Source organism: Anaerosporomusa subterranea (assembly GCF_001611555.1).
In the GTDB taxonomy this organism is placed as follows: Bacteria; Bacillota; Negativicutes; order Sporomusales; family Acetonemataceae; genus Anaerosporomusa; species Anaerosporomusa subterranea.
On the sequence record NZ_LSGP01000001.1, the window covers coordinates 319,955 to 335,377 of the forward strand.

Here is a 15,423-nt window from a genome sequence, read left to right on the forward strand (position 1 = left end):
ATTCACAGAGGAGGCAGACTACTAGTGAAACAACAAGTGAGACGTATATATACCGAAAAAAGGCCGGGTTTTAATATTGAAGCGCAACATTTATTGGCGGATTTGCGCTCCCACCTCGGCTTGACAGGACTATCAGCTGTCAGAGTGGTCAATCGCTATGATGTGGCTGGTTTGGATGAGCAGTCATACCAATTAAGTCTGACTACCGTTTTTGCCGAGCCTTCTGTAGATGTGCTTTATCAGGAAGAACTGCCGTATAAAGCCAGTGATCGGGTTTTTGCCATGGAATACCTTCCTGGACAGTATGACCAGCGAGCAGACTCTGCCGCACAGTGTTTGCAGATACTTACCCAACAGGAGCGGCCGATGCTGCTGTCAGCAAAAGTGGTCGTGTTGAGCGGAGTGATTGCAGACGCAGAATTGGCTACTGTTAAGGCGTATTGCATCAATCCGGTTGAATCGCGTGAGGCGAGTATGGAAAAGCCAGAAACATTGGCAACAGAGGTTGCCGCTCCGCCGGATGTAGCTGTGTTGACCGGCTTTATCGCGCAGTCAGATGAGATGCTGCACGAAACCCACCAAGCGTTGGGGTTAGCGATGAGTGAGGACGATTTGCGCTTTTGTCAAGTCTACTTCCGTGAAACCGAAAAGCGAGATCCGACTATAACGGAAATACGTGTGATTGATACCTATTGGTCAGACCATTGCCGACATACTACTTTCTTCACTGAGATTAATGATGTTTCTCTGGATGAAGGCAAATACACTCAACCGGTCCAGGATGCATACCAAGAATACTTGGCGGCACGGGACTCTGTTTACGGGCAAACTAATCGCCCTGTCAGTTTGATGGATATTGCGGTCATCGCGATGAAAGAACTAAAAAGAGCTGGCAAGTTAGACGATTTGGATGAGTCTGACGAGATTAACGCTTGCAGCATTGTCACTAGTGTGGAAGTTGACTATGGACAAGGACCTCAGACCGAGCCTTGGTTAGTCATGTTTAAGAATGAAACCCACAACCATCCTACAGAGATTGAACCATTTGGCGGCGCAGCCACCTGTTTAGGCGGTGCGATTCGCGATCCTCTATCCGGCAGGTCTTATGTGTATCAGGCGATGCGGGTAAGTGGCAGCGGTGACCCGAGAACACCAATGGATCAAACTCTGCCTGGCAAGCTGCCGCAACGCAAAATTACCCTCGGTGCATGGGCGGGCTATAGCTCTTACGGCAACCAGATCGGATTGGCGACCGGACAAGTCGCTGAGATCTATGACGAAGGGTTTGTTGCCAAACGCATGGAGGTGGGTGCTGTCATTGGAGCGGCTCCACAAGCTCATGTCCGCCGGGACAAGCCAGAGGCAGGTGACGCCGTCCTGCTTATCGGCGGCCGCACTGGCCGGGATGGCTGTGGCGGGGCAACCGGCTCATCAAAAGAGCATACAGAAGAATCCCTGGAAACCTGTGGTGCTGAGGTTCAAAAAGGTAATCCTGTGACTGAACGCAAGATTCAGCGATTGTTTCGCAATCCGGCAGTTAGCACTATGATCAAGAAATCTAACGATTTCGGGGCAGGTGGTGTATCTGTTGCCATTGGCGAGTTGGCTGATGGCCTCGAGATTCAGCTTGACGAAATTCCGAAAAAATATAAAGGCTTGGATGGAACTGAGCTGGCGATTTCTGAGTCGCAAGAACGGATGGCGGTAGTGGTAGCCGCCTCAGATGTAGCAGGCTTTGTGGAGTATGCCAAACAGGAAAATCTGGAAGCAACTCAGGTTGCCAGCGTTACCGGCAGCCGCCGACTGATTATGCGATGGCGCGGCCAGGCGATTGTCGACATTAGTAGAGATTTTCTCGATACCAGCGGTGTGCAACAATCAGCCCAGGTAACAGTGGCGCAACCCAACCCGGCGGCGAGCTACTTTACTGCTTCCGTTGAGAGTGCTGCCGAAAAAAGCTGGCAGGATACTTGGCTTGAGACCCTATCTGATTTAAATGTCTGCAGCCAGCGCGGCATGACCGAACGCTTTGACAGCACGATTGGCTCAGGTACGGTTCTTCTGCCCTTAAGCGGGCGCTGCCAGGATACTCCTGCTGAAGGGATGGCGGCGAAGATTCCCGTTCTAGGCGGAGAAACGACAACCGCAACGTTGATGTCTTACGGATACAATCCTCGCATTGCCAAGTGGAGTCCGTTTCATGGAGCACTGTTCGCGGTTGTTGAGGCAGTGGCAAAGATCGCTGCCATGGGTGGAGATTATCGGCGAATTCGAATGTCACTACAAGAGTACTTTGAAAAACTAGGAACAAACCGAGTTAGTTGGGGAAAACCATTCAGCGCCTTGCTTGGCGCCTATTATGCGCAAAAGCGTCTAGAAATTCCGGCTATTGGCGGCAAAGACAGTATGTCGGGATCGTTTCAGGATATCAATGTGCCGCCAACCTTAATCGCCTTTGCTGTTACTGTGGCCGATGCATCACGTTTGATTTCACCTGATTTTAAAGTAGCAGGCAGTCAAGTTGTCCTGTTATCAGTACCGAGAAATGAAGATGAGATTCCTGACTTCCAGATTCTGATTCGCAATTTGGCGATGACACATGAACTCATCGGACGCGGTTTGGTTCGAGCGGCTCAGACTATCCGAATTGGTGGCATTGCCGCAGCGGTGAGCAAAATGTGCTTTGGTAACCGTATCGGGCTTGCGTTTACGCAGCAGATGGATAATGCCTCGCTCTTCGCGCCGGATTATGGTTCCATTCTGCTGGAATTACCGGAGACTGCCGATTTGCCAGGCCTGTTTGGTGATGTGGAGTATTCTGTTATCGGTAGGACGACTGCTCTGCCTGCAATTAGTATCCACAGTGAAGCCCTTCCCCTGGAAGTTGCTTTTGCCAGTTGGTCAAAACCACTTGCAGACGTTTTCCCGATTCAGACCGAGCCAACGCCGGGGCAAGCCAAGCTGGCAAAACCGGTATCGTCTTCTGGCGTTAGACCAATGCTGAAAGTTGCCAAGCCACGCATCCTGATACCCGTTTTTCCGGGAACTAATTGTGAGGACGATTCAGCGCAGGCATTTACGAAAGCGGGTGGCTTGGTTGAAACGCTGATCATTCGCAACCTGACTCCTCAGGACGTAGAACAGTCAGTCACTCGTATGGTGGAAGCAATTGAACGGTCACAGATCATCATGCTGCCGGGCGGCTTCAGCGCTGGCGACGAACCAGAGGGTTCAGGCAAATTCATCGCTGTTATGTTCCGTAATCCTCGTATAACTGAAGCTGTTCGTGCTTTGCTACAGCAGCGTGATGGTCTGATGCTGGGCATCTGCAATGGTTTCCAGGCGCTGATTAAGCTGGGGCTTGTCCCTTATGGCGATATTGTCGATCCCCGTCCGGATATGCCGACTTTGACGTATAACACGATTGGTCGACATGTTTCCCGCGTAGTCAGCACACGGGTGGTGTCAACACTCTCTCCTTGGCTGTCAAATACCAATCTTGGCGACATTCACTCTATTGCTGTATCGCATGGCGAAGGCCGATTTGTCGCTACAGAGGCTGAGCTGGATTCGTTGATGATTTCTGGGCAGGTTGCGACACAATATGTTGACTTTGACGGCAATCCGTCCCACGATAGCCTGTTTAATCCTAATGGCTCGCTTTGGGCAGTTGAAGCAATAACCAGCCCTGATGGCCGTGTCTTGGGTAAAATGGGTCACTCAGAGCGGGTTGGTCGATTTATTGGTGCAAACGTGCCAGGAGAAAAAGATCAGAAACTTTTTGCAGCAGGTGTAAAATACTATAGCTAAAAAGGAATTGTTAACTTGCTGCAGAATAATGTATACAATAATCATTAATGTAATAATTGTAGAATGGTAGGAGGGTTTTGTATGAAAAAGTGGGTTTGTTTATTAATCGGAATTTTGCTAGTATCGTTGCTTGCTTCTGGCTGCGGCAAACAGGTGCCGCCAGCGGCTCCCAAATCGCCGGAAGCGAAGAAGCTCAGTTTAGCCATGTTGAAACTGACCAGTTCCGCGCCACTGTTTATCGGTATCGAAAAAGGTTTCTTTAAAGAACAAGGGATCGATCTTGATGTGCAATGGTTTGAGGCAGCGCATCCGATTGCAGTTGCGACAGCATCGAACAAGGTTGACATCGGGGCTACCGGCATTACCGCCAGTTTGTTTAATATGGTGTCAGGTGGTCAGAAACTTTCAATTGTTGCTGATAAAGGCCGTGAGCAGAAGGGCTATTCTTCCTCTGCGGTCTTGGTGACCACAGATTTGTATCAAAGCGGAGTTAGAAGTATTGAGCAATTGAAAGGTAAGCGTGTCGGCATCACGCAAACCGGCTCAACCTTTCATTATATGATTGGCCGTCTCTTGGAGGCCAAAGGCTTATCACTAAAAGACATCGAACTGGTTCCACTCGGCAAACTCAGCTCGTTGATGGCTAGTTTGGAAAGCAAACAAGTCGATGCAGTTATCCTCAATGAACCGAACATTACGAAAGTGGAAAAAGCCGGTTATGGCAAAGTGCTTGTTCAAGTTGGTGATGTGATCGATTATCAGACGTCAGGGCTATTTTTCTCCCCTAACTTGACGCAAGATAAAGACGCTGCTGTTCGCTTCTTAAAAGGCTATATCAAATCCAGCCGCTACTACTATGATGCTGCGTTAGTCAAGGAGAATGGTAAACTTGTCCCTGGCAAGAACTTTGACGAAGTGGTTCAAATCATTGCCAAGTACACTGGTGCACCGGTAGAGGATATCAAAATCGGATTGCCATACATGGATCGGGATGGCAAACTTCTTTCACAGGATATTGCGGTTCAGATTGACTGGTATTTAAAGAACAAGATGATTGAGAAAGCTGTCGATGCGAAGCAAGTCGCAGATACCGCTCTGTTTGAGGAAGCGTTGCGGCAGGTGAAATAGACAGAATGAGAATTGTAATTGAAGATGTTACAAAAACTTATCCAGGTACTAACGGCGAGTCGTTAACAGCGCTTGATCAGATCAATCTGACAATCAATCCTGAGGAATTTGTTGTCTTGGTTGGCCCTTCCGGTTGTGGTAAATCCACCCTGCTTAATATGGTAGGCGGATTGCTCAGCCCTAGTTCAGGAAGCATCTATGTCGAAGGTTTGACTGAAGACCGGGATCCTGCAATTGGTGTCGTCTTTCAGGAAATTGGTCTGTTCCCCTGGCGTACCGTTTCACAAAACATTGCATTTGGCTTGGAAGAACTAGGGCTATCAGCTGAAGAACAGGCTAAGCGTCTTTCCCGGTATATGACACTAGTTGGGCTTAACGGTTTCGAACAGAGCTATCCTCACCAGTTATCCGGCGGTATGCGCCAACGGGTAGGTATTGCCCGGGCACTGGCGATAGAACCGGATGTATTGCTGATGGATGAGCCGTTTTCGGCGCTTGATGCCCAGACGCGAACACTGATGCAAGAGGAATTGCTTGATATTTGGCATAAGACCCGGTTGAGCACTCTCTATGTTACACACAATATTCAAGAAGCGGTTTATCTAGCTGACAGGGTAGTCGTGCTATCGCGCCGACCTGGCCGGATCATCCGCATCATCTCGATTGAAATGCCAAAACGGGAACGGGGATCAGCGGCGTACAGCGCCCAGTTTGCTGAATATGCTGATAAAATATGGGGCTTGATCCGCAAAGATGCAGAGGATGCCTTGCGGGAGGGGATTAGCTGATGCAGTCAACAACCTATCGGAGAACAGTAATTGACCGTCTAGCTTTTCTTGCCTCACCACAGCCACTGTGGGTCACTCCTGTCTCAATACTATTGATTCTGGGGATTTGGGAACTGCTTTGCCGCAGTGGCTTGGTGTCGGCGCTATATCTGCCATCTCCGTCGGCGATTGTAGTTACAGGCTTTGAGATGACTGTCAGTGGCGAGATTCTGGTGAATGCTAAGGCGAGCCTGGTCCGAATTGCAGCCGGATTTATCCTTGGCAGCGCTGCCGGTATCCTCATTGGCCTGGCAACAGGCTTTTCCCGGCTGGCTGAGGCGGTGGGCAATCCCATCATTCATGCTCTCTACCCGGTGCCAAAAATTGCGCTGCTTCCGTTAATTATCCTTTGGTTGGGCATCGGCGAACTATCCAAGATCACGATTATCAGCTTAGGCGTTTTCTTCCCAGTTGTCATCAATACCTACTCAGGAGTAAAAAATGTTGATCCGCTACTGGTAAAGGTGGCGGTCAGCTTCCGGACAGGACGTGTCAATTTAATCCGCAAAGTGATATTGCCGGCAGCATTGCCGGTGATTTTCGCAGGGCTGAAGCTCGCAGCCGGGACATCGTTGCTGCTTTTGGTCGCTGCAGAGATGATTGCTGCCAAAGAAGGCTTAGGGGCTATGATTTTGCATTATGGTGATTTAATGCTTACAACTAAATTAATGGTCGGTGTTTTGACGTTGTCTTTTTTAGGCGTACTTTTTAACCATGGATTGAATTGGATCGAGAAGAAACTGATTCCCTGGCGACAAGGCGTATGATAATGGACATCAATTAGAAAGACAAATAGATTAAGTAATATCGAGTTCTGTCGACCAAAAAGTCGGCAGAACTATTTTTTTGCCATTTTTACGACAATATTCAACAAATTGATGGAATCTTAAGAATTGATTAGTATATTGACTACAATTAAGAAACGTTTATAATTAAGAAGGGAGTTAATAATCTTCGCTCATGTATTTGTGTGGTGAACAAGTTGGATTCTTTCTGTGTTTAGAAAGAAAGAATGTATTCTTTCTTCTAAATAATAATTTCGTGGGGGGATTTGTGTTGAAAAAATGGGTAGCCCTGTTAGTGGCCGCGATCTTAATGCTGGGCCTTGTTGGCTGCGGAAAATCGTCAACTCCTACTGAAGCACCGAAGAAAAAAGCGAAGATTGGCATCATTACCGGTACTGTTGCACAAAATGAGGAAGAAATCCGTGCCGCAGAAAAAATGGTTCAAAAGTATGGCAAAGATGTCATTCTCATGAAAACCTATCCTGACAACTTTATGAAAGAGCAAGAAACTACAATTTCCAACCTGCTGGCGTTCGCAGCCGACCCTGATGTAAAAGCAATTGTTATGGTTCAAGCCGTCCCAGGTGCTGCAGCCGGCTTTGAAAAAGTCAGAGAGAAACGGCCTGACATTCTGCTGATTGGTGGCGTACCTGCCGAAGATCCTGACATGATTGGCAGAAAGGCTGACATTGTTCTCCAAGCTGATGAGCTAGCCATGGGTCGCACCATTCCAGCCCAAGCCAAGAAAATGGGCGCAGATACTATCGTTCACTACTCTTTCCCGCGCCATATGTCCTATCCGATGCTGGCAGCAAGACGGGACATCATGAAACAGGAAAGTGAAAAGCTTGGTCTGAAATTCATTGACGCTACTGCTCCCGATCCCCTTGGCGACGCAGGCGTTCCCGGCGCACAACAGTTTATTCTTGAAGACGTTCCCCGCAAAGTAAAAGAATTTGGCAAGAAAGTCAACTTCTTCAGCACTAACTGTGCAATGCAAGAACCGCTCATTAAGGCGACTCTCGAAACTGGCGCAATCTATGCTCAACAGTGCTGCCCCAGCCCGTTCCATGGCTATCCGGGCGCTCTAGGCATTAAGATTCCGAAGGAAAAAGCTGGCGACATGGCCTATATCAACGATCAAATTAAAGCTGCAATCAAAGAAAAAGGCGGCAGCGGAAAATTTGCGACTTGGCCTGTTAAGATTAACATGCTGTTCGTTGAAGCTGGCGCTGAATATGCTAAAGACTGGATCGACGGCAAAATTAAAACAAAAAATGATAAAGACGCCCTCGTGAAGAAACTGAACGATATCGCTGGCACCCCGATTACTGCTACTACATACTCTGGCAAAGATAAAGCCGGTAAAGACGTCAAGTTTGACAACTTCTACATGGTGCTATCTGAATACATCATTTACTAATCGGCAGTAGGACAGAATTAGTAAGGTTGCTTCTTGCAAGCAACCTTACTATATGTCTGCCAAGTTCACACGGGGGGATAACGATGGCTGCGGAAAACATTCTCGAAATGCACAACATAGAGAAAGAATATTTTGGTAACAGAGTACTTAAAGGTGTGAGTCTCACTGTCAAGCAGGGTGAGATTCACGCACTTGTTGGTGAAAACGGCGCTGGAAAATCCACTCTGATGAATATCTTATTTGGTATGCCGGTTATTTACAGTACAGGCGGCATCAAAGGCGAAGTAGTATTTGATGGCTCTCCTACTGAAATTAAATCACCACGGGCAGCGTTGGAACTAGGTATCGGTATGGTACATCAAGAGTTTATGTTGCTGCCTGGCTTCAGTATCACTGAAAACATTAAACTGAACCGAGAAGTGACTAAACACAATACAGTCAGTAAACTGATGGGATCATCTAAACTGCAGACTTTGGATATGGCGGCCATGGGAAAAGACGCAAAAAAAGCGCTAGATTCTTTGGGGATGAATGTTGACGAATGGCTGCCTATTGCCGGTTTGCCAGTTGGCTATATGCAATTTGTCGAGATTGCCCGTGAAATCGATAAAGAGAATATTAAATTGCTGGTCTTTGATGAACCGACTGCTGTGTTGACAGAAAGTGAAGCAGACAAGCTATTGGCTGTCATGAAGAAACTAGCGGCTCATGGCATCGCGATACTATTTATTACTCACCGGTTGGATGAAGTGCTAGCGGTAGCTGACAGCATAACTGTTTTACGGGATGGCGAAAAAGTTGGCTTTATGACTCAGCAAGATGCGACGATTGAAAAAATTGCAGAGATGATGGTCGGGCGGAAAATTGAACACATGAACCAAGCGACTAAAGAAGCTCAGCAAGAGGAAGCAGTCGCTCTTTCTGTCCGAAATATGAGCGTAAACATGCCTGGTGAAGTTGTTAAAAATATATCGCTTGATATAAAGAAAGGCGAAATCATCGGTATTGGCGGTTTGGCTGGTCAAGGGAAAATCGGTATAGCCAATGGTATTATGGGCTTATACCCGGCGCAGGGTGAGTTGCTCAAAGATGGGGTAGTCATGAAAATGAACACCCCGCGTGACGCAATTGAAAATAAACTGGCTTTTGTGTCCGAGGACCGGCGAGGAGTTGGTCTGCTTCTTGATAACTCGATCGAAACAAATATTGTTATGACAGCAATGCAGATACAAGAAAAATTCCTCAAGCCGCTGCTTGGTATTCATGTCATTAAGATGGCTGACAGTGCGCATATTCGTAAACATGCCCTTAAACTTATCCAGGACTTGGACATCCGTTGCACTGGACCTACTCAGTTGACCCGAAGATTGAGCGGCGGCAACCAGCAGAAAGTTTGTATTGCGAGGGCGCTGACCTTAGAACCTGAAATCTTGTTTGTGTCAGAGCCAACGCGCGGTATTGACATTGGCGCCAAAAAGCTGGTGCTCGATTTACTGGTTAAATTGAACCGTGACCTAGGTATGACGATTGTGGTCACCTCCAGTGAGCTTGGCGAGCTGCGTTCGATCTGTGACCGTATTGCGATTGTTTATGAGGGACGGTTAGAAACAATACTTAGTCCAACAGCGCCTGATCTGGATTACGGCTTAGCTATGGCAGGAAAATATCAGCAACACAGTAGGGAGGCCGTATAACAATGACTAATTTGTGGCAGAAGACGACAGACAAATACGGTTTTCCTAAAGTTTGCATAACGCTATTCCTACTGCTATTAGTTGCTTTGGCTGTCATGCTGAAACAGGACATTGCAGCTATGTTTACTGACTCGTTAGTCCGGATTGCGATGAACGGAATTTTGGTACTGGCAATGGTGCCGAGCATTGTCAGCGGAACTGGGATCAACTTTGGCCTTTCACTAGGAATTATCACCGGACTTCTGGCTGGCTGTATCAGTATTGAACTCGATCTTCGCGGGATGACGGCATTCGTCTGGGCGATGCTTATGTCCTTGCCGATGTCGATAGTTGTTGGTTATCTCTATGGTTGGCTGCTCAATAAAGTCAAAGGCGATGAAATGACGGTAGGCACCTATGTAGGCTTTTCGATTGTTTCACTGATGTCGATCGGCTGGATGGCAATTCCGTTCACCAGTCCCGAAATGGTCTGGGCGATTGGCGGTTCAGGACTACGCAGTACGATTGCTCTATCTGGACGATTTGCGAAGGTTCTTGACAGCTGGATGGCTATCCCCTTCTTTGGTTCGAAAATACCGACGGGCGCGTTATTGTTCTTTGCCTTGTTCTGTTTCTTTATCTGGTTGTTCCTACGGTCAAAAACCGGTATGGCAATGATGGCGGCTGGTGATAATGCCAAATTCGCAACAGCATCAGGGATAAACGTCAACCGGCAGCGCATGATTGGCACGATTCTTTCGACTTCACTGGGGGGAATCGGCATACTCGTTTATGCGCAAAGCTTTGGCTTCTTGCAGCTATATCAGGCGCCGTTGATGATGCCCTTTGCGGCGACAGCCGCCATTCTGATCGGCGGCGCGACCGCTAAAAAGGCAACTATTTCGCATGTCATTTCGGGAGCGATTCTGTTCCAGGCATTGCTGACGATTTCGCTGCCGGTTATTAATGATTTATTGCCTGTCGGCAATTTGTCTGAAGTTATTCGGATCATAGTCAGTAACGGCGTTATCTTGTACGCTTTAACGAAGGTAGGGGGCGGTCACTGATGAATACAGGACTAGCTGCAAAACAAGATCAGGTCAAGCCGGCAAATCCCCTGCGGAATCTAGTTACAAAACACCCGGTGCCCTTGGCGTTCGCGGCAATGTGCCTGATGACAGTCATTGCAGCTGATTTGCCGACAGAGTTTGTGATTAATGAGCTGGTGGTCCGTTTATCCCGCAACCTGTTCCTCGTGCTTTCACTGATCATTCCTGTCTTAGCAGGCATGGGCCTAAACTTCGCGCTCGTTATCGGTGCGATGGCTGGACAAATCGGCATCATTGCGGTCAAGATATGGGATATCGGTGGATTCCCTGGCTTTCTGGTCGCGGCGCTATTTTCGATGCCATTTGCGCTTCTGTTTGGCTATTTAACGGGGATCACGCTCAATAAAACCAAGGGCAGGGAAATGATCACAAGCATGATTCTAGGCTTTTTCGCCAACGGTATCTATCAACTGGTCTTCTTGCTATTCATGGGGACGCTGATACCGGTGGTCAATCAGGAGATTATTCTCAAAGGCGGCGTTGGCCTAAAGAATGCTCTTGATCTAAAATTCATGCAATACTCGATCGACCGGTTTCTCTATTTCAACGTGATGGGGATCGAAGTGCCAGTAGTAACCTTTCTTGTTATTGGCGTTTTATGCTGGGCGACTCGGTTTATCGTTACCACTAAGCTAGGGCAAGAGTTCCGGTCGTTAGGCCAAGACTTACATATCGCCCAAATTGCTGGCATCAGCACCGACAAAGTCAGAATTATTGCCATTACTATTTCTACTGTGCTGGCGGCCTGGGGCCAAATTATCTTTTTGCAAAACATCGGCACCTTAAATACCTATGCCAGCCACGAACAGGTAGGCATGTTTGCCATTGCCGCACTGCTGATTGGCGGAGCAACCGTGACTAAGGCGACCATCAGTGACGCGATAATCGGCACAGTGTTATTCCATTTGTTGTTTATCGCCTCACCGCAAGCCGGCAATAATTTGTTTGGTGATGCGCAAATCGGCGAATTCTTCCGTGTGTTCATAGCCTATGGCGTGATTGGTATGTCATTGTTACTGCATGCTTGGCATAAGTACTTAACTGCTAAGAAAAAGTTTTTCGAAGTCTAACTTCACTCATTATGAAATAGAGCATTAGCGCCACGAAGCCCGCAAGTGTCGCAATACGGCAATTTAGTAAATTGCTTTTATTTCTTTGCGCCGCTTGCGCCTTATAGCGCGCATTGCGTTAAATGTTTTCCTGTACCCTGAAAATCGGTATAGCGTTTTTATTATCTAAGCAGTTCTCGAAGTCGAGGACTGCTCTTTTTATCCAAGCAACCTACACTCTTTAGCCGCGTGGTGTGTTAATATATTCTTTATTCTTTTACCTGTTTGGGGTAAAATAGATAGTGAGAAAAAGTGATAATGTTTATCATTATCAACGCGGAGGTGGCGCTTTGAACCGGCAAGTATCTTTAGATCAAGCTGAAACCAACTCGTCGTGGCAAGTAACCTCTGTGGGCGGTGAGGGAATGCTCAGAGCACGTATGTTGCAGATGGGGATTGTACCGGGAGCGAAAGTAAAAGTTATTCGCCGGGCACCCTTTTCCGATCCGGTGGAGATACAAGTGAGAGGCTATCGCATTGCGCTCAGGCAGGAAGAATGTCGCTATATTGTTGTATCTGCTGCGTCAAGCTAGCTGCTAGGTGATGACTATGGATTTATCTGTCGCCCTTTTGGGTAATCCCAATGTTGGGAAAAGCGCTTTGTTCAACACCCTCACCGGTGGTAAACAAGAGGTCGGTAACTGGTGTGGGCAGACGACTCAGATATGCACACTTTCTGTCCCCATGCCAGACGGAACAGTGTCTTTTCATGATTTGCCGGGAGTCTATGGTTTAGGTGGCTATAGCCCTGAAGAAATAATGGTTAACCAGTTTTTCCGCGAGTCGCCACCAGATGTGGTACTGCTGATGGTTAGTGCAACAGAACTTGAACACGGGTTGTATTTGGTACTAGAAGCACTTGAACGATTTCAGCGTTGCATGGTGCTGATTAATAAAATGGAGTCTGCGCTACAAGCAGGCATTGTTATTGACAGTCGGAGCCTGGAAAAACAATTAGGGGTTAGGGTGCTGACAAAAGGCGAGCTGTTGGATAAACCGTTATTACTCTCGGTTGTACAGGAAACCGCAGTAAAACCATACCAGTCAGGATATTCAGTGCAATATCCGCAATCGGTTGAACAAGCTGTACTTCAGAGTCAGCTAGATAGTAACCGTGGCGAAGTTCTAAACCAATTAGCGTTGAGTGATGAAACTTTGCAGATGGAGATAATCAGCGCCCGTCACCAAGCGGCTGAAACCTTAGCAGCAGGGTGCATCCAAAAGCTGAATCGTAAAGCAACCTGGTCAGACAGGATTGACCACTGGGCATTACATCCCTGGTTGGGAGTCCCCATTATGTTGTTGCTATTCGGCTTCATGTTTTACATAACCTTTGATTTAACTCGCCCCTTATCCGCTTTAGTCAGCGGTTGGTTTGACGACTTTGGTGTTTGGTTGCATGTTGTTTTGCCGCAATGGGGTTTTCCGGACTCTCTGGTGAGCTTGTTGGCAGACGGTGTGATTAAAGGTGTGGGTTCTACTCTGGGATTTTTGCCGCAGATGGTCTTTTTCTTTTTTTTATACAACCTGATTCAGGGCAGCGGCTATATCAGCAGGGTTGCATTTCTCACTGACCGGGTGATGACGGCTTTTGGGTTAAACGGGAAAATATTTATCCCGCTGGTTGTTGGTTGCACTTGCAATGTTAACGGTATTCTAGCAGCGAGGATTTTGACTGGAAAATATGATCGGACGGTTGCCATTCTGGCTAGTGCTTATGCACCCTGTTCAGCCAGGCTTGGCGTCATGGTATTTTTGGTATCGGCATTTTTTGATTCCACCAAAGCAACACTGGTGATGTTGGCGTTACTTGCCATTAGCATATTGCTGATGGCGTCTGTAGCCCATCTGGTACGCTGGTTTATTGTTGCGGAAGAACAAGGCACGTTTTTGATGGAGGTCCCTCCTTACCAGTTGCCGCAGTGGCGTAATCTTCTTCTATTAACTGGTCAACGAACTCTGCATTTTTTACGGCGGATTAAGAATGTAGTTGTGATTTCGTCTGTGGTTGTGTGGTATCTGTCAAACTACCCGGCTGGTCCATTTAGCGAAACCTATATCGCCCGCATTGGCTTGGCGCTTGAACCGTTAGGCGCGTTGATGGGCTTGAATTGGCAATTAATTGTGGCGCTCATTCTTGGCTTCTCGGCAAAAGAAACAGCGCTAGGCGCTTTAGGCATACTTTATCATGCCTCTGACAGTTCAGCCGGTTTAGCGGAAGTTCTTAAGTCAGCGATTGATCCGGTGTCAGCGTTTACCTTTTTACTAGTTTATATGATTTACACTCCGTGTTTGACAACGATCTTCATGATGCGTCAAGAAACTAACAGCTGGCGAGTGGCAATCATTTCGATTGTCGGCAATCTGGTCTTCTCACTGATATTAGGCATGGCTGCTTATCACGCCGGGACGTTCTTTGTTGGACAGTGAACAGGGAGGGAGAATTTAGCACGAGCGCCACGATCGCCACGACGTGAGTACAATTACAAAAAAATGTCCGTTGTGGGGCTAGTGCGGCTAGTAAAGTTAGTGCTATCGTCCTACCCCGGTTTGACGTTTTCCTTTTTTGTCTTGCCTTTGGCAGGACTTTAGTCTTTTTTCGCGAATCCTGATTCTATCTATTGTTTAGAGGGAAGGTGTAGTCAGATATGGCTTTTCGCAGAACGGTTTTGATCAAGCTGCTTCTGTTTTTGATAATGTTTGCAGGCTTTGCGATCAGCCATCCTCAGCTCGCCGCTGCTGAGCCGGTCAGAGTCGCCGTAGTGCCATATATTAATTCGTCTGGCGAAAACCGCTCTGTAGTTGATGCGACGATTGCCAGCAAGTTGGAGGGCTATTTTCAATCAGGTAATTATGTGATGGTGCCTCCCGGGGAAGTTGCAGATTTTCTGGCAAAAAGTGGTTATGATGCGACTCCCATGTTGCTGCCGGAAAAAGATGTTTTACTGGCTCTGGCCCGTGCTACCGGCGCAGACGCGGTATTAGCCATGGACTTTGCGAGAATTCAAGCGAACCGGCGCTACTCATGGTTTTATTCCTATACAATCGGCAGTGTTAGTATTTATGCTAAAGCATTATCGGTATCTGATAATAACTTTATTAGTCTGCGTATTGAAAAACAGGAAAAACTGAGAGCCTCACGGTTTGGTCCAGGGGTGAAAGAAAGAGTCGCCATCGGTGCTGGTATCGAAGCAGCGATGGATGATATGTTTGCGAAACTGCCGTTTTGAAATGATACAACGACCTAGAGACTTGCGAGATACAACTCGCAAGTCTTTTTGTAACGTCTAGAAAGTATAGTGCTAGTGCAACGGAGGACGTTTTTCCACAGAGGAACCTGAGGTCACACAGAGGACACAGCGGCGGAGGAATAAATAAGTTCCTCTTTATCACTCTGTGACCTCTGTGAAATGGTAATTCCCTTTGCGCTCTTTGACTCTTGCGATCTTTGTGTTATACTTCTTTTCTCCCAAAGACCGCCGTTAGCAGTTTTTCTTACGTCTAACCAACTTAGTCTGTGAACACACTAGAAAAGGGTTTTCTCCATCCAAAAACGAAT

At 47.4% G+C, this 15,423-nt stretch carries 11 protein-coding genes; all 11 read left to right on the plus strand.

What is annotated here, in order from left to right; translation table 11 throughout:
* The first annotated feature begins 24 nt into the window (after positions 1 to 24).
* The 11 genes from AXX12_RS01345 to AXX12_RS01395 all read left to right on the plus strand — a co-directional run bounded on the left by AXX12_RS01345 (position 25) and on the right by AXX12_RS01395 (position 15,094).
* Positions 25 to 3,810 carry a phosphoribosylformylglycinamidine synthase gene (locus tag AXX12_RS01345; protein WP_066237040.1) on the plus strand — a complete coding sequence of 1,262 codons (3,786 nt, stop codon included), beginning with the start codon at positions 25 to 27 and terminating at the stop codon, positions 3,808 to 3,810.
* Between the two features lie 81 nt (positions 3,811 to 3,891).
* The gene (locus tag AXX12_RS01350; RefSeq protein ID WP_066237041.1) at positions 3,892 to 4,938 is read left to right on the plus strand and encodes an ABC transporter substrate-binding protein; all 1,047 of its coding nucleotides are present in this window, start codon (positions 3,892 to 3,894) and stop codon (positions 4,936 to 4,938) included.
* A gap of 5 nt (positions 4,939 to 4,943) precedes the next feature.
* On the plus strand, positions 4,944 to 5,726 hold the full coding sequence (locus AXX12_RS01355; protein WP_066237044.1) for an ABC transporter ATP-binding protein: 783 nt from the start codon (positions 4,944 to 4,946) through the stop codon (positions 5,724 to 5,726).
* Positions 5,726 to 6,532 (plus strand): ABC transporter permease, encoded by an 807-nt coding sequence (locus tag AXX12_RS01360; RefSeq protein WP_066237046.1) that lies wholly within the window; start codon positions 5,726 to 5,728, stop codon positions 6,530 to 6,532. Before AXX12_RS01355 ends, AXX12_RS01360 begins: the two co-directional genes overlap by 1 nt.
* Before the next feature lie 286 nt (positions 6,533 to 6,818).
* Entirely contained in the window at positions 6,819 to 7,973 is a 1,155-nt protein-coding gene (locus AXX12_RS01365; RefSeq protein ID WP_066237048.1) for a DUF3798 domain-containing protein, read from the plus strand.
* Positions 7,974 to 8,056: 83 nt separating this feature from the next.
* On the plus strand, positions 8,057 to 9,667 hold the full coding sequence (locus tag AXX12_RS01370) for a sugar ABC transporter ATP-binding protein (RefSeq protein WP_066237051.1): 1,611 nt from the start codon (positions 8,057 to 8,059) through the stop codon (positions 9,665 to 9,667).
* A gap of 2 nt (positions 9,668 to 9,669) precedes the next feature.
* Positions 9,670 to 10,713, plus strand: coding sequence for an ABC transporter permease subunit (locus AXX12_RS01375; protein WP_066237055.1), 1,044 nt, complete (start codon positions 9,670 to 9,672; stop codon positions 10,711 to 10,713).
* A complete protein-coding gene (locus AXX12_RS01380) occupies positions 10,713 to 11,825 on the plus strand; it encodes an ABC transporter permease subunit (protein ID WP_066237058.1) in 1,113 nt (370 codons plus the stop codon). The genes AXX12_RS01375 and AXX12_RS01380 overlap by 1 nt, the downstream gene beginning before the upstream one ends.
* Before the next feature lie 329 nt (positions 11,826 to 12,154).
* Positions 12,155 to 12,397: a FeoA family protein gene (locus AXX12_RS01385; RefSeq protein ID WP_066237062.1), complete on the plus strand. Its 243-nt coding sequence runs from the start codon at positions 12,155 to 12,157 to the stop codon at positions 12,395 to 12,397.
* 16 nt (positions 12,398 to 12,413) lie between these two features.
* Positions 12,414 to 14,294, plus strand: a complete 1,881-nt coding sequence (feoB, locus tag AXX12_RS01390) for a ferrous iron transport protein B (RefSeq protein WP_066237064.1) — start codon at positions 12,414 to 12,416, stop codon at positions 14,292 to 14,294.
* A gap of 218 nt (positions 14,295 to 14,512) precedes the next feature.
* Positions 14,513 to 15,094, plus strand: a complete 582-nt coding sequence (locus AXX12_RS01395) for a hypothetical protein (RefSeq protein ID WP_066237067.1) — start codon at positions 14,513 to 14,515, stop codon at positions 15,092 to 15,094.
* Positions 15,095 to 15,423: the final 329 nt, after the last annotated feature.